This window comes from Serpentinimonas barnesii, from assembly GCF_000696225.1.
Lineage (GTDB): Bacteria > Pseudomonadota > Gammaproteobacteria > Burkholderiales > Burkholderiaceae_C > Serpentinimonas > Serpentinimonas barnesii.
In genome coordinates this window covers 1-20,297 of sequence record NZ_BAWN01000035.1, presented here as the reverse complement: position 1 = coordinate 20,297, position 20,297 = coordinate 1, and the positions used below count along the sequence as shown (strand labels likewise).

At 66.6% G+C, this 20,297-nt stretch carries 18 protein-coding genes and 2 tRNA genes; 19 read left to right on the top strand and 1 reads right to left on the bottom strand.

Annotated elements, in window-relative coordinates; all coding sequences use genetic code 11:
- The first annotated feature begins 61 nt into the window (after window positions 1–61).
- The 10 genes from iscR (at window position 62) to SRAH_RS10400 (ending at window position 7,278) form a co-directional block, all read left to right on the top strand.
- Window positions 62–595, top strand: a complete 534-nt coding sequence (gene iscR / locus SRAH_RS10445; RefSeq protein ID WP_029463291.1) for a Fe-S cluster assembly transcriptional regulator IscR — start codon at window positions 62–64, stop codon at window positions 593–595.
- Entirely contained in the window at window positions 592–1,812 is a 1,221-nt protein-coding gene (locus tag SRAH_RS10440) for an IscS subfamily cysteine desulfurase (protein WP_029463290.1), read from the top strand. The genes iscR and SRAH_RS10440 overlap by 4 nt, the downstream gene beginning before the upstream one ends.
- A 32-nt stretch (window positions 1,813–1,844) precedes the next feature.
- Window positions 1,845–2,276 carry a Fe-S cluster assembly scaffold IscU gene (gene iscU / locus SRAH_RS10435; RefSeq protein WP_029463289.1) on the top strand — a complete coding sequence of 144 codons (432 nt, stop codon included), beginning with the start codon at window positions 1,845–1,847 and terminating at the stop codon, window positions 2,274–2,276.
- Window positions 2,277–2,305: 29 nt separating this feature from the next.
- Window positions 2,306–2,629 (top strand): iron-sulfur cluster assembly protein IscA, encoded by a 324-nt coding sequence (gene iscA, locus SRAH_RS10430; RefSeq protein ID WP_029463288.1) that lies wholly within the window; start codon window positions 2,306–2,308, stop codon window positions 2,627–2,629.
- A gap of 58 nt (window positions 2,630–2,687) precedes the next feature.
- Window positions 2,688–3,194, top strand: coding sequence for a Fe-S protein assembly co-chaperone HscB (hscB, locus tag SRAH_RS10425; RefSeq protein ID WP_029463287.1), 507 nt, complete (start codon window positions 2,688–2,690; stop codon window positions 3,192–3,194).
- Between the two features lie 13 nt (window positions 3,195–3,207).
- On the top strand, window positions 3,208–5,112 hold the full coding sequence (gene hscA, locus SRAH_RS10420) for a Fe-S protein assembly chaperone HscA (RefSeq protein ID WP_029463286.1): 1,905 nt from the start codon (window positions 3,208–3,210) through the stop codon (window positions 5,110–5,112).
- A gap of 15 nt (window positions 5,113–5,127) precedes the next feature.
- Window positions 5,128–5,466: an ISC system 2Fe-2S type ferredoxin gene (fdx, locus tag SRAH_RS10415; protein WP_029463285.1), complete on the top strand. Its 339-nt coding sequence runs from the start codon at window positions 5,128–5,130 to the stop codon at window positions 5,464–5,466.
- Between the two features lie 25 nt (window positions 5,467–5,491).
- A complete protein-coding gene (dnaQ, locus tag SRAH_RS10410; RefSeq protein WP_029463284.1) occupies window positions 5,492–6,259 on the top strand; it encodes a DNA polymerase III subunit epsilon in 768 nt (255 codons plus the stop codon).
- Between the two features lie 76 nt (window positions 6,260–6,335).
- Window positions 6,336–6,410, top strand: a tRNA-Val gene (locus tag SRAH_RS10405).
- A 259-nt stretch (window positions 6,411–6,669) separates the two neighbouring features.
- Complete coding sequence (locus tag SRAH_RS10400) at window positions 6,670–7,278, top strand: ATP-binding protein (RefSeq protein WP_232841042.1); 609 nt, start codon at window positions 6,670–6,672, stop codon at window positions 7,276–7,278.
- A 45-nt stretch (window positions 7,279–7,323) separates the two neighbouring features.
- Here the strand turns inward: SRAH_RS10400 and SRAH_RS10395 are convergent.
- Window positions 7,324–7,400, bottom strand: a tRNA-Pro gene (locus SRAH_RS10395).
- Between the two features lie 176 nt (window positions 7,401–7,576).
- On the opposite strand from SRAH_RS10395, the gene SRAH_RS10390 reads away from it, so the two are divergent.
- The 9 genes from SRAH_RS10390 (at window position 7,577) to SRAH_RS10350 (ending at window position 20,082) form a co-directional block, all read left to right on the top strand.
- Window positions 7,577–8,239 carry an LSm family protein gene (locus SRAH_RS10390; protein WP_045477223.1) on the top strand — a complete coding sequence of 221 codons (663 nt, stop codon included), beginning with the start codon at window positions 7,577–7,579 and terminating at the stop codon, window positions 8,237–8,239.
- A 3-nt stretch (window positions 8,240–8,242) separates the two neighbouring features.
- A complete protein-coding gene (gene nusA, locus SRAH_RS10385; protein ID WP_029463281.1) occupies window positions 8,243–9,751 on the top strand; it encodes a transcription termination factor NusA in 1,509 nt (502 codons plus the stop codon).
- Between the two features lie 29 nt (window positions 9,752–9,780).
- A complete protein-coding gene (infB, locus tag SRAH_RS10380) occupies window positions 9,781–12,774 on the top strand; it encodes a translation initiation factor IF-2 (RefSeq protein WP_029463280.1) in 2,994 nt (997 codons plus the stop codon).
- Window positions 12,775–12,791: 17 nt separating this feature from the next.
- Window positions 12,792–13,163, top strand: coding sequence for a 30S ribosome-binding factor RbfA (gene rbfA, locus SRAH_RS10375; protein WP_029463279.1), 372 nt, complete (start codon window positions 12,792–12,794; stop codon window positions 13,161–13,163).
- A 40-nt stretch (window positions 13,164–13,203) separates the two neighbouring features.
- The gene (truB, locus tag SRAH_RS10370; protein ID WP_045477221.1) at window positions 13,204–14,217 is read left to right on the top strand and encodes a tRNA pseudouridine(55) synthase TruB; all 1,014 of its coding nucleotides are present in this window, start codon (window positions 13,204–13,206) and stop codon (window positions 14,215–14,217) included.
- Complete coding sequence (gene typA / locus SRAH_RS10365; RefSeq protein ID WP_029463277.1) at window positions 14,214–16,040, top strand: translational GTPase TypA; 1,827 nt, start codon at window positions 14,214–14,216, stop codon at window positions 16,038–16,040. Before truB ends, typA begins: the two co-directional genes overlap by 4 nt.
- Window positions 16,041–16,123: 83 nt before the next feature.
- Window positions 16,124–17,527 (top strand): phosphomannomutase/phosphoglucomutase, encoded by a 1,404-nt coding sequence (locus SRAH_RS10360; protein ID WP_029463276.1) that lies wholly within the window; start codon window positions 16,124–16,126, stop codon window positions 17,525–17,527.
- Window positions 17,528–17,603: 76 nt separating this feature from the next.
- On the top strand, window positions 17,604–18,665 hold the full coding sequence (locus tag SRAH_RS10355; protein ID WP_029463275.1) for a glycosyltransferase family 4 protein: 1,062 nt from the start codon (window positions 17,604–17,606) through the stop codon (window positions 18,663–18,665).
- 13 nt (window positions 18,666–18,678) lie between these two features.
- Window positions 18,679–20,082, top strand: a complete 1,404-nt coding sequence (locus tag SRAH_RS10350) for a 3-deoxy-D-manno-octulosonic acid transferase (RefSeq protein WP_045477218.1) — start codon at window positions 18,679–18,681, stop codon at window positions 20,080–20,082.
- Window positions 20,083–20,297: the final 215 nt, after the last annotated feature.

The following is a 20,297-nucleotide window of genomic DNA, read 5'->3' as shown; positions in this document are numbered from 1 at the left end:
CCACACAGCGAGTCAGCCAGCCACGAGAGGGTGTACTCAACAACATCTCAAGGATTGCACCATGCGCCTCACCACCAAAGGACGGTTCGCCGTCACCGCCATGATCGACTTGGCGCTGCGCCAGGCCGGCGGGCCTGTCACGCTGGCGGCCATCAGCCAGCGTCAGCAGATTTCGCTCTCCTACTTGGAGCAGTTGTTTGGCAAGCTGCGCCGCCACAACCTGGTCGAATCCACCCGCGGCCCCGGCGGCGGCTACACCTTGGGGCGCAAGGCCAGCGACATCACGGTGGCCGACATCATCGTCTCGGTCGATGAGCCGATCGACGCCACCCAGTGCGCCGGCAAAGAGAACTGCCACGGTGAGGGTGAGCGCTGCATGACGCACGAGTTGTGGACCGCTCTGAATGCGAAAATGGTCGATTTCCTCGATTCCGTGACCTTGCAAAAACTGGTTGACGAACAACTCGCAAAAGGCATGGTGATCGAGGCCGCGCCTTCGCTCAAGCGCGCGATTTCGAGCGCGCCGGTGCTCAAACCCATCCGTGTCAACGCGCCCAACTCGGTTTTTGCCCTGGGCATCGCAGCAGGAAAATAAGCATGACCCCGCACTTTCCCATCTACCTCGACTACAGCGCCACCAACCCCTGCGACCCGCGCGTGGTCGACTTGATGGTGCCGTGGCTCTACGAGCACTTTGGCAACCCGGCCTCGCGCAGCCACGCTTGGGGCTGGGAGGCCGAACGCGCGGTTGAGCAAGCGCGTGAGCAGGTGGCGGCGCTGATAGGGGCCGACCCACGCGAAATCGTCTGGACCAGCGGCGCCACCGAGTCCAACAACCTGGCGCTCAAGGGCGCGGCGCATTTTTACCGCGACAAGGGCCGGCACCTGGTCACGCTCAAGACCGAGCACAAGGCGGTGCTCGACACCTGCCGCCAGTTGGAGCGCGAGGGTTTTGAAGTCACCTACCTCGATGTGCAGCCCGACGGCCTGCTCGACCTCGAGGCCTTCGCCGCCGCGCTGCGGCCCGACACCATTTTGGCCTCGGTGATGTTCGTCAACAACGAAATCGGCGTCATTCAAGACATCGCCGCCATCGGTGCCATCTGCCGCGAGCGCGGCGTGCTGCTGCACGTGGACGCGGCGCAGGCCACCGGCCGGGTGGAGGTGAACCTGCAGCAGTTGCCGGTTGACCTGATGAGCCTGACCGCCCACAAAACCTACGGCCCCAAGGGCGTCGGGGCGCTCTACGTGCGGCGCAAACCGCGTGTGCGCATCGAAGCCCAGATGCACGGCGGCGGCCACGAGCGCGGCATGCGCTCGGGCACCTTGCCCACGCACCAGATCGTCGGCATGGGCGCGGCCTACGCCATCGCGCAGGCCGAAATGGCCACCGAACTGCCGCGCATCCGCGCCTTGCACCAGCGCCTGTTCAATGGCCTATCGGGCATCGAGCAGGTGTTCGTGAACGGGCACCCGACCCGGCGCGTGCCGCACAACCTGAACATGAGCTTCAACTACGTCGAGGGCGAATCGCTCATCATGGGCATCAAGGGGCTGGCGGTTTCCAGCGGTTCGGCTTGCACCTCGGCCAGCCTCGAGCCCAGCTACGTGCTGCGCGCCTTGGGCCGCAGCGACGAACTGGCCCACAGCAGCCTGCGCATGACGATCGGGCGCTGGACCACCGAGGCCGAGATCGACTATGCCGTGCAGTCGATCCGCGATAACGTGGCCAAGCTGCGCGAACTCTCCCCGCTGTGGGAGATGTACCAAGAGGGCATCGATTTGTCCACCATCCAGTGGGCCGCGCACTGACAGCGCCCGCGGCAATTTGACAGGAGAACCCCATGGCATACAGCGACAAGGTCATCGACCACTACGAACACCCGCGCAACGTGGGCGGCTTTGACAAGGGTGACGACACCGTCGGCACCGGCATGGTCGGCGCCCCGGCCTGCGGCGACGTGATGAAGCTGCAGATCAAGGTCAACCCGGCCACCGGCCTGATCGAGGACGCGCGCTTCAAAACCTACGGCTGTGGCTCGGCCATTGCCTCGAGCTCGCTCATCACCGAATGGGTCAAGGGCAAGTCGCTCGAGCAAGCGACGCAGATCAAAAACAGCCAGATCGCCGAAGAACTGGCGCTGCCGCCGGTGAAAATCCACTGCTCCATTTTGGCCGAAGACGCCATCAAGGCGGCGGTCGATGACTACCGGCAAAAGCACGCCAAAGCTGCCCCATCTGCCGCTGCCGCCCCATCCGCCCAACTGGCCCACTAAAACGGTGCCGATTTTGAAGGTTTGAGTCCATGAGCGTCACGGTAACCGAAGCCGCCGCCAAGCACGTGCACAAATACCTGGCCCGACGCGGCAAGGGCGTGGGGGTGCGGCTGGGTGTCAAAACCACCGGCTGCTCCGGCCTGGCCTACAAGCTGGAATACGCCGACGCCGTCGCCCCCGACGACGTGGTGTTCGAGAGCCAAGGCGTGCAGGTGCTGATCGAGCCCAAAAGCCTGCCCTACCTCAACGGCACCGTGCTCGATTTCGTGCGCGAGGGCCTCAATGAAGGCTTCAAGTTCAGCAACCCCAACGAGCGCGACCGCTGCGGCTGTGGTGAATCGTTCCGGGTCTGAGGCGCCGCACGCCGTAGGCAATGCCGCGCCGGGCTCCGCCCCGGTTGGGCCGCCCGACCTGCGCGCCAACGACTTTGCCCTGTTTGGCCTGCCGCCCGGCTTTGCGCTCGATCGCGCCGAGCTGGAGCAGCGCTGGAAGCAGTTGCAGCGCCAGGCGCACCCAGACCGCCACGCGGCCCAAGGGGCGGCGGCGCAGCGGGTGGCGCTGCAGTGGTCGGTGCGCATCAACGAAGGCTACCAGCGCCTCAAAGACCCACTCAAGCGCGGCGCCTACTGGTGCGAGCTGCAGGGCCAGAGCGTGGAGGCGCACGTCAACACCGCCATGCCGGCCGAATTTTTGATGCAGCAAATGCAATGGCGCGAGGCGCTGGCCGAGGCCGCCGGCGCGCCCGATCTGCTGCCGCTGCAAGCCGAACTCGACGCCGAGCGGGCGCAGCGGCTGGCCGCACTCGAAGCCGCCATCGACTCGCAGCGCGACGCCCGCGCCGCCGCACAGCAGGTGCGTGCGCTCTTGTTCATCGAGCGCTTCGAGCAGCAACTGCACGAACGCCTAGACCGTTTTTGACCCTCCCCTAGATATGGCCTTGTTGCAAATTTCCGAGCCCGGCCAAGCGCCGGATCCGCACCAGCGGCGCATCGCCGTGGGCATCGACCTGGGCACCACCCACTCGCTGGTGGCGGCGCTGCGCCACGGCCACAACGAATGCCTGCCCGACGAGCAAGGCCGGGTGCTGCTGCCCAGCGTGGTGCGCTACCTGCCTGCTACCCACCCAGGCGCAGGCCGCCAGATCGGCTGGGAGGCGCTGCAGGCGCAAACGCAGGACCCGGCCAACACCATCAGCTCGGTCAAGCGCCTGATGGGGCGCACCCGCGCCGACCTGGCCGCCAGCGGCGTGCTGGGCCGCTTGCCCTACACCGTGGTCGATGGCGTGGGCATGGCCGCGCTGCGCACCGTGGCCGGCGACAAAAGCCCGGTGGAAGTGAGCGCCGAGATCTTGGCCGCCTTGCGCCAGCGCGCCGAAGACAGCTTCGACGCCGACCTGTACGGCGCCGTGATCACCGTGCCAGCCTATTTTGACGACGCCCAGCGCCAGGCCACCAAAGACGCGGCGCAACTGGCCGGCCTCAAGGTGCTGCGCCTGCTCAACGAACCCACCGCTGCGGCGCTGGCCTACGGGCTCGACCAAGCGGCCGAAGGGCTGTATCTGGTGTTCGACCTCGGCGGTGGCACCTTCGATGTGTCCTTGCTGCGCCTGAGCCGCGGCGTGTTCGAGGTGCTGGCCACCGGTGGCGATTCGGCCTTGGGCGGCGACGACTACGACCGTGCCCTGGCCGACGCGCTGCTGGCGCGCTCCGGGCTGGCTTGCCACGCCAGCGATCTGCCGCTGGCCGAGCGCGCCACTTTGCTGGCCGAGGCGCGGCGCGTCAAAGAGGCGCTCTCGGGGCTGGACGATGCGGCGCAGACCCTGCCTTTGGCCGCCACGCTGCAGGGGCGGGCGCAGCAGTGGCAGATCAGCCGCGCCGATTTCGACGCCGCCACCGCTGCCCTGACCAGCCAGACCTTGGCCACCGTGCGGCGCGTGCTGCGCGACGCGCGCGTTTCGGTGACCGAGGTGCAGGGCGTGGTGCTGGTCGGTGGTGCCACCCGCATGCCGGCGCTGCGCCAAGCGGTGGCCGAATTTTTCGGACGCCCCCCGCTCACCGACCTGAACCCAGACGAAGTGGTGGCTCTGGGTGCGGCGCTGCAGGCGCAGCAACTGGCCGGCCACCCCGCCAACGGCGAAGACTGGCTGCTGCTCGACGTCACGCCGCTCTCGCTCGGCCTAGAGACCATGGGCGGGTTGGTCGAGCGCATCGTGCCGCGCAACACCCCGCTGCCGGCCGCGCTGGCGCAAGACTTCACCACCTACCAAGACGGCCAGACCGCGCTGGCGCTGCACGTGCTGCAAGGTGAGCGCGACCTGGTGCCCGACTGCCGCAGCCTGGCGCGCTTCGAGCTGCGCGGCATCCCACCCATGGTGGCCGGGGCGGCGCGCATCCGCGTCACCTTCCACATCGACGCCGACGGGCTGCTGAGCGTGAGCGCGCGCGAGCAAAGCAGCGGGGTCGAGGCGCACATCGAGGTCAAGCCCTCTTATGGCCTGAGCGACGAGCAGATCGCCGCCATGCTGCAAGAGGGCAACGCCAGCGCCGAGCAAGACATGCGCGCGCGCGCCTTGCGCGAAGCCCAGGTCGAGGCCGAGCGCATGGCCGCCGCCACCCGCAGCGCCCTGGCCGCCGACGGCGAGCTGCTGCGCCCCGAGGAGCGCGCCGCAATCGAAGCGCTGCTGCAGGCGCAGGCGCAGGCCAAGCTGCAAGACGACGCCGCCGCGCTCGACGCCGCCACCGAGGCGCTGGCCGAAGGCTGTGAAGAATTTGCCGCCCGGCGCATGAACCGCAGCATCGCCACCGCCCTGGCCGGGCAAAATATCGACCAGTTCTAAACCGCAGCGCCCCCTATGCCGACCCTTACCGTATTGCCCCACCCCGAACTCTGCCCCGACGGGCGCACGCTCGAGGGCCTGAGCGGCAGCACCCTGTGCGAGGCCTTGCTCGACCACGGCGTGGCCATCGAGCACGCTTGCGACATGAGCTGCGCTTGCACCACCTGCCACGTGATCGTGCGCCAGGGCTTTGCCACCCTAGAGCCCGCCAGCGAAGAAGAAGAAGACCTGCTCGACAAAGCCTGGGGCGTCAAGCCGCAGTCGCGCCTGAGCTGCCAGGTGCGGCTAGCTCGGCAGGATTTGACGGTGGAAATTCCGCGCTACACCATCAACCACGCGCGCGAAAACCACTGAAAGCCCTAGGGCCGCCAGCACCACCATGCGCCAAATCGTCCTCGACACCGAAACCACCGGCCTGTCGCCCGCCAACGGCGACCGCATCATCGAAATCGGCTGCATCGAGCTGCTCGGCCGCAAGCCCAGCGGCAACAACCGCCACTACTACCTCAACCCCGAGCGCGAAATCCACGCCGAGGCGCAGCGCGTACACGGCATCTCGCTCGAATTTTTGGCCGACAAACCCAAGTTTTCCGAAGTGGCCGCCGATTTGCTCGACTACCTGGCCGGCGCCGAACTCATCATCCACAACGCCCCCTTCGATATCGGCTTTTTGGACGCCGAATGGCAGCGCCTGGGCCACGGCCCCACGCGCCAACTGGCCGGCGGCGTGATCGACACCCTGCTCATGGCCAAGGAAATGTACCCGGGCAAGCGCAACGGGCTCGACGCCCTGTGCGAGCGGCTCGGGGTGGACAACTCCAGCCGCAACCTGCACGGTGCGTTGCTCGACGCCGAGCTGCTGGCCGAGGTCTATATCTGCCTCACACGCGGACAAGATTCGCTGCTGATGGAGCTCGACCTTGGCCCGGCTGGCAGCGGTGGCCAATCCAACGGCCAACCGTCCGGTCCAGCTCATGGCCCCTCCCCAACCCATGCCGCATCGGCCAGCGACTGGTCGCACCTGGCACTGCCGCTGCTGTGCGCCAACGTGCAAGAGCGGCAAGCCCATGAGGCGCTGCTGCTCGATCTGGACCAGGCCAGCAAGGGCAAAACCGTGTGGCGCAAGCTGCAGCCCATGCCCGCCTAAGGGTGCAAATTTTTGCAGCCCAGGGCGTGTGTCTTGCGCCGGATTGCAAAAATCGGGCTATAATTTCCGGCTTGATGGGTGATTAGCTCAGCGGTAGAGCACTGCCTTCACACGGCAGGGGTCGCAGGTTCAAACCCTGCATCACCCACCATCGGTCCTTGCGCACAACCCCCGGCAGAGTTTCTGTGCGGGGGTTTTGTTTTGAGCGCAAGCTGCTCTGGCATTCCGTCGTTCACGCTCAATGGTTCCGTAATTTACGTCCTGTGATTCCGAAATTTACGATACCATGGCCGCATGAACATGGCCGCCTTTTACCAACGTCGGATCGAACCCCGCATTGCTGAAGCGCTGCTGGACACGCCGGTCGTGTTGTTGGCAGGCCCTCGGCAGGCTGGCAAGACAACGCTGGTGTGCGCGACCAGTTGCCGCGATTCCTGCGTGCCTTGGCGCAGACGGCAGGCCAGATGTGCAATTACTCCCAGCTCGGCGGCCAAGTTGGGTTGGACGGCAAGACCGCTGCGCGTTACGTCGGCGTATTCGAGCAGATGTACCTGCTCAAGCGGATCGAGGTCTGGGCACGCAACCGCCTGAGCCGTGTGGTCAAGACCTCCAAGCTGCAGTTCCTCGATTCCGGCTTGCTGGCGGCCTTGCTTGATCTGAGCGCCGAGGAGGTGCACCGGGACCGCACGCGCTTTGGCAACGCGCTGGAGACCTTTGTTTTTGGAGAGCTGCTCAAGCACACGAGCACGGCAGATGGCGACTATCGCCTGCTGTACTACCGGGACGCGGACAAGTTCGAGGTCGATTTCGTGATCGAAAATGCCGCTGGGCAGTTGGTAGGGGTGGAGGTCAAGGCTGCAGCCACCGTCAAGGAAGGCGATCTTCGTGGACTCAAGAAGCTGGCGGGCCTTGCAGGTGGCCAACTGAAGATGGGCGTCTTGCTGTACGATGGGATCGAGACGATGCCCTTGGGGGATGGACTCTGGGCGGCCCCGCTATCGAGCTTGTGGGGCAGCTAGGGCCGCTGCGCTGGCTGATGGGCTGGCACAGGGTGTGAAATGAAATGGTCGGAGCGGCGGGATTCGAACTCGCGACCCTCTGCTCCCAAAGCAGATGCGCTACCAGGCTGCGCTACGCTCCGACTAAGCTGCGTATTGTATGCGCCGCCGGCACCGCTTCGAGGTGCCTGAGCAAAAAAATTTGCTCAGCAGCCTACGGGGTGCTACAATGCAAGGCTTCACGACCAATTGGGCGGGTTTTTACCGGCCCTTTTTTTTTGGTTCGGCACCAAACGCATCAGGGCCCAACACCACACACATGAGCTGGCAGCAAAGCATAGAACAAACCGTCACCGGGATGGGATTCGATCTGGTGGATCTGGAACGATCCGCCGGGGGCTTGCTGCGCGTCACCATCGACTGGCCGTGGGTGGGGGCCGATGGCGCACCCGAGCGCTCCATCACCGTAGAAGACTGCGAGCGCGTCACGCGCCAGTTGCAGCTGCTGCTCGAAGTCGAGGCGGTGGACTACAAGCGGCTCGAAGTGGGCTCGCCCGGCATCGACCGGCCGCTGCGCCACGCCGCCGATTTTGAGCGCTTTATCGGTTCGGTGATCGATGTCACGCTCAAGCAGCCCATTGGGGCTGCAGCGGCGCAGGGTGGGGTGGCGGTGGCGGCCAGCCGCAAAAAATTTCGCGGCACGCTCGAGCGCGCCGCAGCACCCGAGGCGGTGGCCGAGGGTGCACCAACCACCGCCGCCAGCCACTGGCAGATCGTTTGGCGCGATGAGCCGGTGCGCAAACCGGGTCAGCCCGTGAGCAAAAAAGCCCAGCCTGCGCCCTTGCAGGTGCTCGGTTTTGCGCTCGATGAGCTGCGCGAGGCACGGCTGGCGCCGATCGTCAACTTCAAGGGTCGCAGCGCTAGCGCGCCGGCCGCACCCTCCGCCGCCCAAGGTGGAAACCAAATTGCAAAGGCAGACTGAAATATGAACCGCGAAATGTTGATGCTGATTGACGCCATTTCACGCGAAAAAAACGTTGAGCGCAGCGTGGTGCTGAGCGCGGTCGAATCCGCCTTGGCCTCGGCCACCAAGAAGTTGTACAAGGGCGAGGTGGACATCCGCGTCAGCGTCAACCCCGACACCGGCGCCTACGACACCTTCCGCCGCTGGCTGGTGGTGCCCGATGAGGCCGGCCTGCAAAACCCCGACGCCGAAGAGCTCTATTCCGACGTGGCCGAAGAGCGGCCCGGCATTGCGGTGGGTGAATACATTGAGCAGCAGATCGAGTCCTTGCCCGTGGGGCGCATCGGCGCCATGGCGGCCAAGCAAGTGATTTTGCAGCGCATCCGCGACGCCGAGCGTGAAATGCTGCTCAACGACTTCATGAGCCGGGGCGACAAGATTTTTGTCGGCACTGTCAAGCGCCTCGACAAGGGCGATGTGATCGTGGAGAGCGGGCGCGTGGAAGGCCGACTCAAGCGCTCCGAAATGATCCCCAAGGAAAACCTGCGCAGCGCCGACCGCGTGCGCGCCATGATCATGGAAGTGGACCTGACGCTGCGCGGGGCCCCAATTTTGCTCTCGCGTTCCGCGCCCGAGTTCATGATCGAGCTGTTTCGCCAAGAGGTGCCCGAGATCGAGCAGGGGCTGCTGGAGATCAAATCCTGCGCCCGCGACCCCGGTTCGCGCGCCAAGATTGCCGTCAAGTCCTACGACAAGCGCATCGACCCGATCGGCACCTGCGTCGGCATGCGCGGCTCGCGCGTCAATGCCGTGACCAACGAGCTCGCTGGCGAGCGGGTCGATATCGTGCTGTGGAGCGAAGACCCGGCGCAGTTTGTGATCGGTGCGCTGGCGCCAGCCAATGTGCAGTCGATCGTGGTGGACGAAGAGCGCCACGCCATGGATGTGGTGGTCGACGAAGAAAACCTGGCGATTGCGATTGGCCGCGGCGGCCAGAACGTGCGCCTGGCGGCCGACCTGACCGGCTGGAAGATCAACATCATGACGGCCGAGGAATCCTCGGCCAAGCAGGCGCAGGAGTCCGACGCCATCCGCGCCCTGTTCATGGCCAAGCTCGACGTCGACCAAGAGATGGCCGACATCCTGATCGCCGAGGGCTTTGCCAGCCTCGAAGAAGTGGCCTACGTGCCGCTGCAAGAGATGCTGGAAATCGAGGCCTTCGACGAGGACACCGTGCACGAACTGCGCGCACGGGCCAAAAACGCCTTGCTGACGCTGGAAATCGCCAAAGAAGAGCGGGTAGAAGACGCCGTGCGCGATTTGCGCGACCTTGAGGGCCTCAACCCCGAGCTGATGGCCCAACTGGCCGCCGCCGGCGTGCACAACCTCGACGACTTGGCCGACTTGGCCACCGATGAGCTAATCGAAATCACCGGACTGGGTGCCGAAGAGGCGACCGCATTGATCATGCGCGCGCGCCAGCACTGGTTCACCACCGATCAGGACCCAGCGCCAAGTTCGCAGTCCTAAGACGGCCAGCGACACGGAGAACCGAACACATGACCAGTAAAACCGTCGCAGACTTTGCTGCCGAACTCAACCAGCCCACGGCCTTGCTGTTGGAGCAACTCGGGAGTGCCGGGGTGTTGAAGCAGTCCGGCGCCGACCCGATTTCGGACTCTGACAAGCAGCGCTTGCTCGGTTTCCTGCAGGCCAGCCACGGCACCGCCAGCGCCGAGCGCAAAAAAATCACCCTGACCAAAAAATCGACCAGCGAGATCAAGCAGGCCGACGCATCGGGGCGGGCGCGCACGATCCAGGTTGAGGTGCGCAAGAAGCGCACTTTTGTGCGCCGCGACGACGAGCCGGTTGGCAGCCCGAGCGCGGCAGAGCTGCCGGCCCCCGAGGTGGACGAGGAGGCCGCCGAGGCGATCTCGCACCAGGCACAGCAGGCCGAGCTGGAGCGGCTTGAAGAGCAGGCGCGCCATCAGGCCGAGCAAATTCGGCTCCAAGAAGAAGAGCTGGCGCGCCAGCGCTTGGAGCGACAGCAGCAACAGGAGCGCGAAGCCCAAGAGCAGCAGGCTGCCCTTGAGTTGGAACGCCAGCGCCAATTGGCGTTGCAGCGGGCGCGTGCCGAGCAAGAGGTGCAACAGAGCCGCCAACGCGGTGCCAAGCCTGCCACGGCGCCGCTGCCCGAGTCGGCCGCTGCGCCGGCCGCCGAGCTGGCCGCCAAACAAGCTGCAGAGCAGGCGGCCGCTAAGCAAGCCGCCGAATTGGCGAGCAAGCAAGCCGCCGAGTTGGCCACTGAGAAGGCCGCTGCGCAGCGGCTGGTGGACGAACAACGCGCCCTCGACCTCGATCAGCGCCGCCAAAAAGCGCTGGCCGAGGCGCAGGCGATCCGCGACATGATGGCTGCCCCCAAGAAGGTGCTGCTGGCCAAAAAACCCGAAGAACCCAAGCCAGCCCCGGCTGCCGAGGCCAAGCCCGGTCTGAAAGGCACGCTGCACAAGCCTGCTGGCACGCCGGCACCGGCCAAACCGGGCGCGGCCAAACCCGCCACGCCAGGTGCAGCGGCTGCGGGGGCGGGCAAAAAAGAAGTCAAATCCGAAGCCCTGTCCTCCACCTGGAAGGACGAGGCGGCCAAGAAAAAAGAAATCAAAGGCCGTGGTGGCAACACCAGCGCGGTGCGTTCGAGCGGCACCGCCTGGCGTGGCGGCAACAAGGGCAGTGGACGGCGCGGGGCCGGTGGCCGCGACGAGCGTTCACACGGCTTTGATTCGGCCCAGTCCGAGGCCAAGGTGATCGAGGTGCACGTGCCCGAGACCATCACCGTGGCCGAATTGGCGCACAAGATGGCGCTCAAGTCGTCCGAGGTCATCAAGCAGTTGATGAAGCTGGGCCAGATGGTCACCATCAACCAGTCGCTGGACCAAGACACGGCCATGATTGTGGTCGAAGAACTGGGGCACCAGGCGGTGGCCGCAGCGCTCGACGACCCAGAGGCCTTCACCGAAGAAGAAACCGCGCAACAGCAGGCCGAAAGCCGGCCGCGTGCGCCCGTGGTCACGGTCATGGGTCACGTGGACCACGGCAAGACCTCGCTGCTCGACTACATTCGGCGCACCAAGGTGGCGGCGGGCGAAGCGGGTGGCATCACGCAGCACATCGGGGCCTACCACGTAGAAACCCCGCGCGGCATGGTGACCTTCCTCGACACCCCCGGCCACGAGGCCTTCACGGCCATGCGTGCCCGCGGTGCCCAGGCCACCGACGTGGTGATCTTGGTCTGCGCCGCCGACGACGGCGTGATGCCGCAGACCAAAGAGGCCATCAAGCACGCCAAAGCGGCCAATGTGCCGATCGTGGTGGCCCTGACCAAGGCCGACAAGCCCGAGGCCAACCTGGAGCGCGTCAAGGCCGGGCTGGTGGCCGAGCAGGTGGTGCCCGAAGAATTCGGCGGCGATTCGCCCTTTGTGGCGGTGTCGTCCAAAACCGGCATGGGCATCGACGCGCTGCTGGAGCAGGTGCTGCTGCAAGCCGAGGTGCTGGAGCTCAAGGCCCCGGTGGAAGCCAACGCCAAGGGCCTGGTGATCGAAGCCCGGCTCGACAAAGGCCGCGGTGCCGTGGCCACGGTGCTGGTGCAGTCGGGCACGCTCAAGGTGGGTGATGTGGTGCTGGCTGGCCAGACCTCGGGCCGGGTGCGCGCCATGCTGGACGAAAACGGCCGCTCCACCAAGGAGGCCGGGCCTTCAATACCGGTTGAAATTCAGGGCTTGTCCGAGGTGCCGCGCGCTGGCGACGAGTTTTTGGTGCTGGCCGACGAGCGCCGTGCGCGCGAGATCGCTACCTACCGCGCCGGCAAGTTCCGCTCCACCAAGCTGGCCAAACAGCAGGCGGCCAAGCTGGAAAACATGTTTGCCGACATGCAGGCGGGCGAGGTGCAGACCCTGCCCATCATCATCAAGTCCGACGTGCAGGGCTCGCAAGAGGCGCTGGCCACCTCGCTGCTCAAGCTCTCGACCGACGAGGTGCGGGTGCAACTGGTCTATGCCGGCGTGGGCGCGATCAGCGAGTCCGACGTCAACTTAGCGATTGCCTCCAAGGCGATCGTGATCGGCTTCAACGTGCGCGCCGACGTGGGTGCGCGCAAGCAAGCCGAGGCCACTGGCGTCGATCTGCACTACTACAACATCATCTACGACGCGGTCGATGAGCTCAAGGCCGCCATGTCGGGCATGCTGGCACCGGAAAAACGCGAGGAAATCATCGGCACCGCCGAAATTCGCACCGTGTTCGTGGCCTCCAAGATCGGCACCGTGGCCGGCTCCATGGTCACCAGCGGCCACATCACGCGCAGCGCGCATTTCCGCCTGCTGCGCGACAACGTGGTGATCTACACCGGCGAGATCGAATCCTTGAAGCGCATGAAGGACGATGTGCGCGAGGTCAAGGAAGGCTTCGAGTGCGGCATCAAGCTCAAAAACTACAACGACATCAAAGAAGGCGACACGCTGGAAGTGTTTGAAATCAAGGAAGTGGCGCGTACACTCTGATTGCCACGCAGCAAGCCATGCCAAGCAAAAAAGCCCCTTCCAACCGCAGCTTCAAGGTCGCCGACCAAATTCAGCGCGACCTAAGCGAGCTGATCGCGCGCGAGTTGAAAGACCCGCGCGTGGGCTTGGTCACGCTGCAAGCAATCGAGCTCACGCCCGATTACGCGCACGCCAACGTGTATTTCAGCCTGCTCACGGGCAATGCGCAGCAGACGCTGGAGGCACTCAACCAGGCGGCCGGGTTTTTGCGCAACGGCTTGTTCAAGCGGCTGCACATCCACACCGTGCCCACGCTGCATTTCTTGTTCGACCGCACGCCCGAGCGCGCCGCCGACATGAACGCGCTGATCGCGCAGGCCGTGGCCTCGCGTTCCAAAGAAAGCGACTGAATTGAGCGCCGTCTGGTCCCCCCAAGGTGCCGACGCTGCCTTGGAGGGCGGCGGCGCCCCTGCTGCACGCGGCCAAGGGCCCCGCACGCGGGTGCAGCGTCGCCCCGTACACGGGCTGCTGCTGCTGGACAAGGCGCTGGGCCTGTCCAGCAACCAGGCGCTGCAGCGCGCCAAGTGGCTGCTGCGCGCCGACAAAGCCGGCCACACCGGCACCCTGGACCCGCTCGCCAGCGGACTGCTGCCGCTGTGCTTTGGCGCCGCCACCAAGTTCAGCCAATTGCAGCTCGATGCCGACAAGGTCTATGCGGCCACGCTGCGCTTAGGGCAGCGCACGAGCAGCGGCGACGCCGAAGGTGAGGTGCTGGAGCGCCGGCCCGTGGCCTGCACACCCGAGCAGGTGCAGCAGGTGCTGGCGCGCTTTCTGGGCCCCATCAGCCAGGTGCCGCCCATGCACAGCGCGCTCAAGCACCAGGGCAGGGCCCTGTACGAATACGCCCGCGCCGGGCAGGAAGTGGAGCGCGCGCCGCGCAGCGTCACCATTTTCGCGCTGGAGCTGTTGGCGCTCGACCTACACAGCCCCGAGCCCACGCTGGGCCTGCGCGTGCGCTGCAGCAAAGGCACCTACATCCGCACCCTGGCCGAGGACATCGGGGCCGCGCTGGGCTGCGGCGCGCACTTGGCGGCCTTGCGGCGCGAGCGCAGTGGCGGCCTGGGGCTGGAGCGCAGCCTGACGCTGGAGCAGCTCGAAGCCTTGCCCGAGGAGGCGCGTCTGCACGCGCTGCTGCCCGTGGAGGCGCTGTTGGACGGACACGAGCGCGTCACGCTCGATGGCGATAATGCAGCCCGCTTCCTCACCGGTTTGCGCCGCCGTGGCCCGTGGCCCGATACCGAGCGCGTGGCCGTGTATGCCGACCAAGAGGCCGCAGCGTCCGATGCCAACCCCCAAGCCGCCGCCTTGCTGGGCAGTGCCCACATCCAGGGCGGCGAACTCATACCCGGGCGCTTGTTGAGCCCGATCGAAATCCAACAAATCCAACTGCAAAACCAGCCATGAGCACTCCGATCCGCAACATCGCCATCATCGCCCACGTTGACCACGGCAAAACCACCATGGTCGATCAACTGCTGCGCCAAAGCGGCACCTTCGCCGAACACGAAAAAGTGGTCGATACGGTGATGGACAGCAACGCCATCGAGCGCGAGCGCGGCATCACCATCTTGGCCAAAAACTGCGCTGTGAGCTGGAAAGGCACCCACATCAACATCGTGGACACCCCCGGCCACGCCGACTTTGGCGGCGAAGTCGAGCGCGCGCTCTCGATGGTCGATGGCGTGCTGCTGCTCATCGACGCCCAAGAAGGCCCGATGCCGCAAACCCGCTTCGTCACCAAAAAGGCGCTGGCGCTGGGCCTGCGCCCGATCGTGGTCGTCAACAAGGTCGATAAACCCGGCGCCAACCCCGACAAGGTCGTCAACGCCGCCTTCGACCTGTTCGACAAGCTCGGCGCCAACGACGAGCAGCTCGATTTCCCTGTGGTCTATGCCTCGGGCATCAACGGCTGGTCTTCGCTCACCGAAGGCGAAGCGGGGCAGCAGTGGGGGGCGGATATGTCCGCGCTGTTCGACACCGTGCTGCAACACGTGCCGGCGCACCAAGGCGACCCCGAGGCCCCGCTGCAGTTGCAGATTTCGGCGCTCGATTACTCATCTTTCGTCGGCCGCATTGGCGTCGGGCGCATCAGCGCGGGCCGCATCCGCCCCGGCATGGACGTGCTGGTCTATGAAGGCCCCGAGGGCAAGCCGGCCAAGGGCCGCGTGAATCAGGTGCTCACCTTTCAGGGGCTGGACCGGGTGCAGACCGCCGAGGCCGGGCCGGGCCACATCGTGCTCATCAACGGGCTCGATAGCCTAGGCATCGGCGTGACCGTGACCGACCCCGCCGACCCGCGCCCGCTGCCCATGCTGCGCGTCGATGAGCCCACCTTGACCATGAACTTTTGCGTCAACACCAGCCCGCTGGCCGGGCGCGAGGGCAAGTTTGTGACCAGCCGCCAGATTTGGGATCGGCTGCAAAAAGAGCTGCAAAGCAACGTGGCGCTGCGCGTGCGCGAGACCAGCGAAGACGGGATTTTTGAAGTCTCGGGCCGTGGCGAGCTGCACCTGACCATTTTGCTGGAAAACATGCGCCGCGAAGGCTACGAGCTGGCGGTGAGCAAGCCGCGTGTGGTGTTTCGCGACGTGGGCGGCGAGCGCCACGAGCCGATCGAGCTGGTCACAGCCGACATCGAGGAACAGCACCAGGGCGGCGTGATGCAGGCGCTGGGCGAGCGCAAGGGCGATCTGGTGAACATGGAGCCCGATGGCCGTGGCCGTGTGCGGCTCGAATACCGCATTCCGGCGCGTGGCCTGATTGGCTTTAGCAACGAATTTTTGAACCTCACGCGCGGCTCGGGCCTGATCAGCAACATTTTTGACGGCTACGAGCCGCACAAGGGCGAGATCGCCAGCCGCAAAAACGGCGTGCTCATCAGCATGGACGACGGCGAGATCTTCACCTACGCGCTGGGCAAGCTCGACGACCGCGGCCGCATGTTCGTGCGCCCCAACGATCCGGTCTATGAGGGCATGATCGTGGGCATCCACAGCCGCGACAACGACCTGATCGTCAACGCCACGCGCACCAAGCAGCTCACCAACTTCCGCGTCAGCGGCAAGGAAGACGCAATCAAGATCACACCCCCGATCGAGCTCACGCTCGAGTACGGGGTCGAGTTCATCGAAGACGACGAGCTGGTCGAGATCACCCCCAAGAGCATCCGCCTGCGCAAGCGCTTCCTGAAAGAGCACGAGCGCAAACGCGCCAGCCGCGAGGGCTGAGGCGGCTGAGCAGGGGCTGCGGGCAGGCCTTGAGGCTTCCTACAATCGGGGCACCCTTACACACTTGGTGCCCCATGCTTCAAATGCCTGTTTTCCCCGCCAGCGCCTTCAAGGCCTACGACATTCGCGGCGTCGTCCCCGAGGCCCTCAACCCAGCGTTTGCGCGCGCACTCGGGCGCGCATTTGGCGCGCGCGCGCTGGCGCTGGGCGAGGGCACGGTGGCGGTCGGGCGCGATGGCCGGCGCAGCAGCCCCGAGCTGGCGGCGGCGCTGACCGAGGGCCTGCGCCAGGCCGGGGTGGCGGTGCTCGACATCGGCTTGTCCACCACGCCCATGCTCTACTACGCCGCGCACACGCGCTGCCGCAGCGGCATCCAGGTCACGGGCAGCCACAACCCCAAGCAGCACAACGGCTTCAAGATGGTGCTGGCCGGGCGCGCGATTTACGGCGAGGACATCCAAACGCTGCGGCGGGCGATGGAGGATGCGGCGGTGGCCAGCCCTAGCACCCTTGATTCAGCCCCCATGGCCGCGCTGCAGCGCATCGACGTGCTGCCCGACTACGTGGCGCGCATCGTCGCCGACGTGAAGCTGCAGCGGCCGCTCAAAATCGTGATCGACAGCGGCAACGGCGTGGCCGGGGCCAGCGCGCCGGGCCTGTTTCGCGCCCTCGGTTGCGAGGTGATCGAGCTCTACAGCGAAGTCGATGGGGATTTTCCCAACCACCACCCAGACCCCTCCAAGCCCGAAAACCTGCGCGACCTGATCGCGGCGGTGCAGCGCAGCGGGGCCGAACTCGGGCTCGCCTTCGACGGCGACGGCGACCGGCTCGGCATCGTCACCCCGAGCGGGCAAAACATCTACCCAGACCGGCAGATGCTGCTCTTTGCCCAAGACGTGCTGGCGCGCGTGCCCGGCGGCACCATTGTCTACGATGTGAAATGCAGCCAGCGCCTGGCCCCCGCCATAAGCGCCGCGGGCGGCTTGCCGCTGATGTACAAGACCGGCCACTCGCTCATCAAGGCCAAGATGAAGGAAGTGGCCTCGCCCTTGGGCGGCGAGATGAGCGGCCACATTTTTTTCCAGGAGCGCTGGTTTGGCTTCGACGACGGCAGCTACGCCGGGGCGCGGCTGCTCGAAATCCTGAGCCGCTCGCCCAACGCCGGGGCGGTGCTGGAGGCATTGCCGAGCAGCCACTCCACACCCGAGCTCAACGTGGCCTGCGCCGAGGGCGAGCCGCACCGCCTGGTGGCCGAATTGCAGGCGCTGGCCAGCTTTGCCGCACCGGCCCAGGTGAATACCATCGACGGCCTGCGCGTCGATTGGCCCGACGGCTTTGGCCTGATTCGCGCCTCCAACACCACCCCGGTGCTGGTGCTGCGCTTCGAGGGCCAGACGGCGGCGGCGCTGGCGCGCATTGAAGCCGAGATGCTGGCGCTGCTGCGGCGCGTCAAACCCGATGCCGCCGTGGGTGCGGCGGCGCATTGAAGGCGCCTTTGGCCTGCTTGGCACCCATCTTCCCAGTTTGCGCCCGGTCTGCCACCGCCCCCAACCGCCTCACAGCATGAGCACACCCAGCCCAAACCCCGAAATCATCGTCTTCAACCTCAAGCAGCGCTACACCGGGGTCTCGGCGACCGTGAACGCGCTGGTGCCGCTGCAGTTGCAGCAGTGGCCGCTGGCCTACTGCGGCACCCCGCTCTCCAACGGCGTGCCGGGGCTCACGCTCAAGCAGGCGATCGCGCTCTCGCGCCAAGCCGCGCCGGGGCGGCGCTTTCGCATCTGGCACGTGCGGCGCGACCCCGAAATGCTGGCCGGCCTGTGGGCGCGCGACGTGCTGCGGCTGCCGATCAAGCTGGTCTTTACCTCGGCGGCGCAGCACCGGCACGGCTGGTTTCCGCGCTGGCTGATCTCACGCATGGACGCGGTCATTTCCACCACGCCCAAGGCGGCCAGTTTCGTGCCCAACACCAGCGCCGTGGTGCCACATGGCATCGACTTGCAGCGCTTTGCGCCGCCGCCCGACAAGCTCACCGCCTGGGCCGACTCCGGCCTGCCGGGGCGCTACGGCGTCGGGGTGTTTGGCCGCGTGCGGCCCGACAAGGGCACCGACGTGTATGTGCAGGCGATGATCGCGGCGCTGCCGCACCTGCCCGAAGTCACGGCGGTGATTGCCGGGCTGGCGCAACCGCAGCACCAGGCCTACCAGCGCGCGCTGCAAGCCCAGATCGACGCCGCCGGCCTGAGCCAGCGCATTGTGTTCTTGGGCGAGGTGCCCGCGGGCGAGGTGCACCGCTGGTACCAGCGCTGCCTGCTGTGCGTGGCCTGCCCGCGCTACGAGCCTTTTGGCCTCACCCCCTTCGAGGCCGCCGCCACCGGCTGCGCGCTGGTGTGCTCGCGCACCGGCGCCTTCGAGGAACTGGTGCAGCCGGGCGTAAACGGCTACCTGGTGGACACCGGCGACGCCGCTGGCTTGGCGCAGGCGGTGCAGCAGGTGCTGCGCGACCCGCAGGCGGCGCTGCGGCTGGGGCAGGCGGCGCGCGAGCGCGTACACAGCACCTTCACGCTGGCGCAAGAGGCGGCCGGGATCGGGCGCGTCTATCAGAGCCTGTTCGATGCGGGCTGAGGGCGTGCCGCCCATGAGCCTGCTTGAGCGCATGGCGCTGGCCGTTTATGGCCTGCTGATGCGGCTGCTGCAACCCTGGGTGCGTCGGCGGCACCGGCGCCGGGGCCGCGCCGAGCCGGGCTATTTGGAGCACATGGAACAGCGCTTTGGCCACTACCCAGGCCTGGAGCCCTCCAGCGGCTGGGTCTGGATTCATGCCGTGTCGCTGGGCGAAACCCGCGCCGCCGCCTTGCTGCTGGCCGCCCTGCGCGAGCAGGTGCCGGGCATGCGCCTGCTGCTCACCCACGGCACCGCCACCGGCCGCGCCGAAGGGGCTAGGCTGCTGCGCCCGGGCGACTTGCAAGTCTGGCAGCCGTGGGACACACCGGCGGCGGTGCAGCGCTTTTTGCAGCAGTTCCGGCCCGCGCTGGGGGTGTTGCTCGAAACCGAAGTCTGGCCGCACTGGGTGCAGGGCTGCCGCGCCCACGGCGTGCCGCTGTACCTGGTGAATGCGCGCCTGAACCCAAAATCGCTGCGCGCCGCGCAGCGCCTGCGCTGCCTGATGCGCCCGGCCTACGCCGGTTTGAGCGCCGTGCTGGCCCAAACCGAGGCCGACGCAGCGCGCCTGCGCCAGCTCGGGGCCGTAGCGGTGCAGGTGCTGGGCAACCTCAAGTTCGACCTCACCCCGGATGCGGCGCAGATCGAGCGCGGGCGGCGCTGGCGCGCGGCGCTGGGCGGGCGGCGCGTGGTGATGCTCGCCAGCAGCCGCGAGGGCGAGGAGGCGCTGTGGCTGCAGGCGCTGCGCCAGGCGCCCAGCCAGGTTCAGGCTGGCTGGCTGGGCACAGCCCAAGACCACCGCAGCGCTGCCGGGCCAGCAGCCCCCGCCAGCCACCACCAAGACCCGCTGTGGCTGCTGGTGCCGCGCCACCCGCAGCGCTTCGACGCCGTGGCCGCGCTGCTGCAGCAAGCAGGCCTGAGCGTGTTTCGGCGCAGCCAGTGGCCCGAGGGCCTTGAAACCGCGCAGGAGCTTGAGGCCTCCGCCGCCGCCCGCAGCGCCCAGGTCTGGCTGGGCGATTCGCTGGGCGAGATGCAGGCCTACTACGCCATGGCTGACTTGGCCTGGCTTGGCGGCAGCTTTTTGCCGCTGGGCGGCCAAAACCTGATCGAGGCCGCGGCCTGCGGCTGCCCGGTGCTCATGGGGCCGCACACCTACAACTTCCACGACGCCGCCGAGCAGGCGCTGCACTGCGGCGCGGCGCTGCGCGTGCCCGATATGGCCGCCGCCTTGCCCGCCACCCGGCACTGGCTCGACGACGCAGCCGCCCTGCAGCGCGCACGCCAAGGCTGCGCCGCCTTGCTGCAGCAGGGCCAAGGCGCCGCGCAGCGCAGCGCCGCCGAGTTGCGTGCAGCGCTGGCATCCGCCACACCGAGTGCTTAGGCCTTGGCCGGGTGTGGGCAGTCCACCCCTCGCGCTGCGGCAACGCTGCAGCGTTCCAAGGCCGCAGCATCCTTCGCACCAGCACCCAAGCTGCGGTTCAACTTGGTTGAGCGTTGCAGCTCGCCGGAACACCTCGTGAGTTGGGCGTCATGAGTAAGCGTCCCGCCAACCCATCTTGCAGACAGCCGATCATCCTGAGACCATCGTGTCCACTT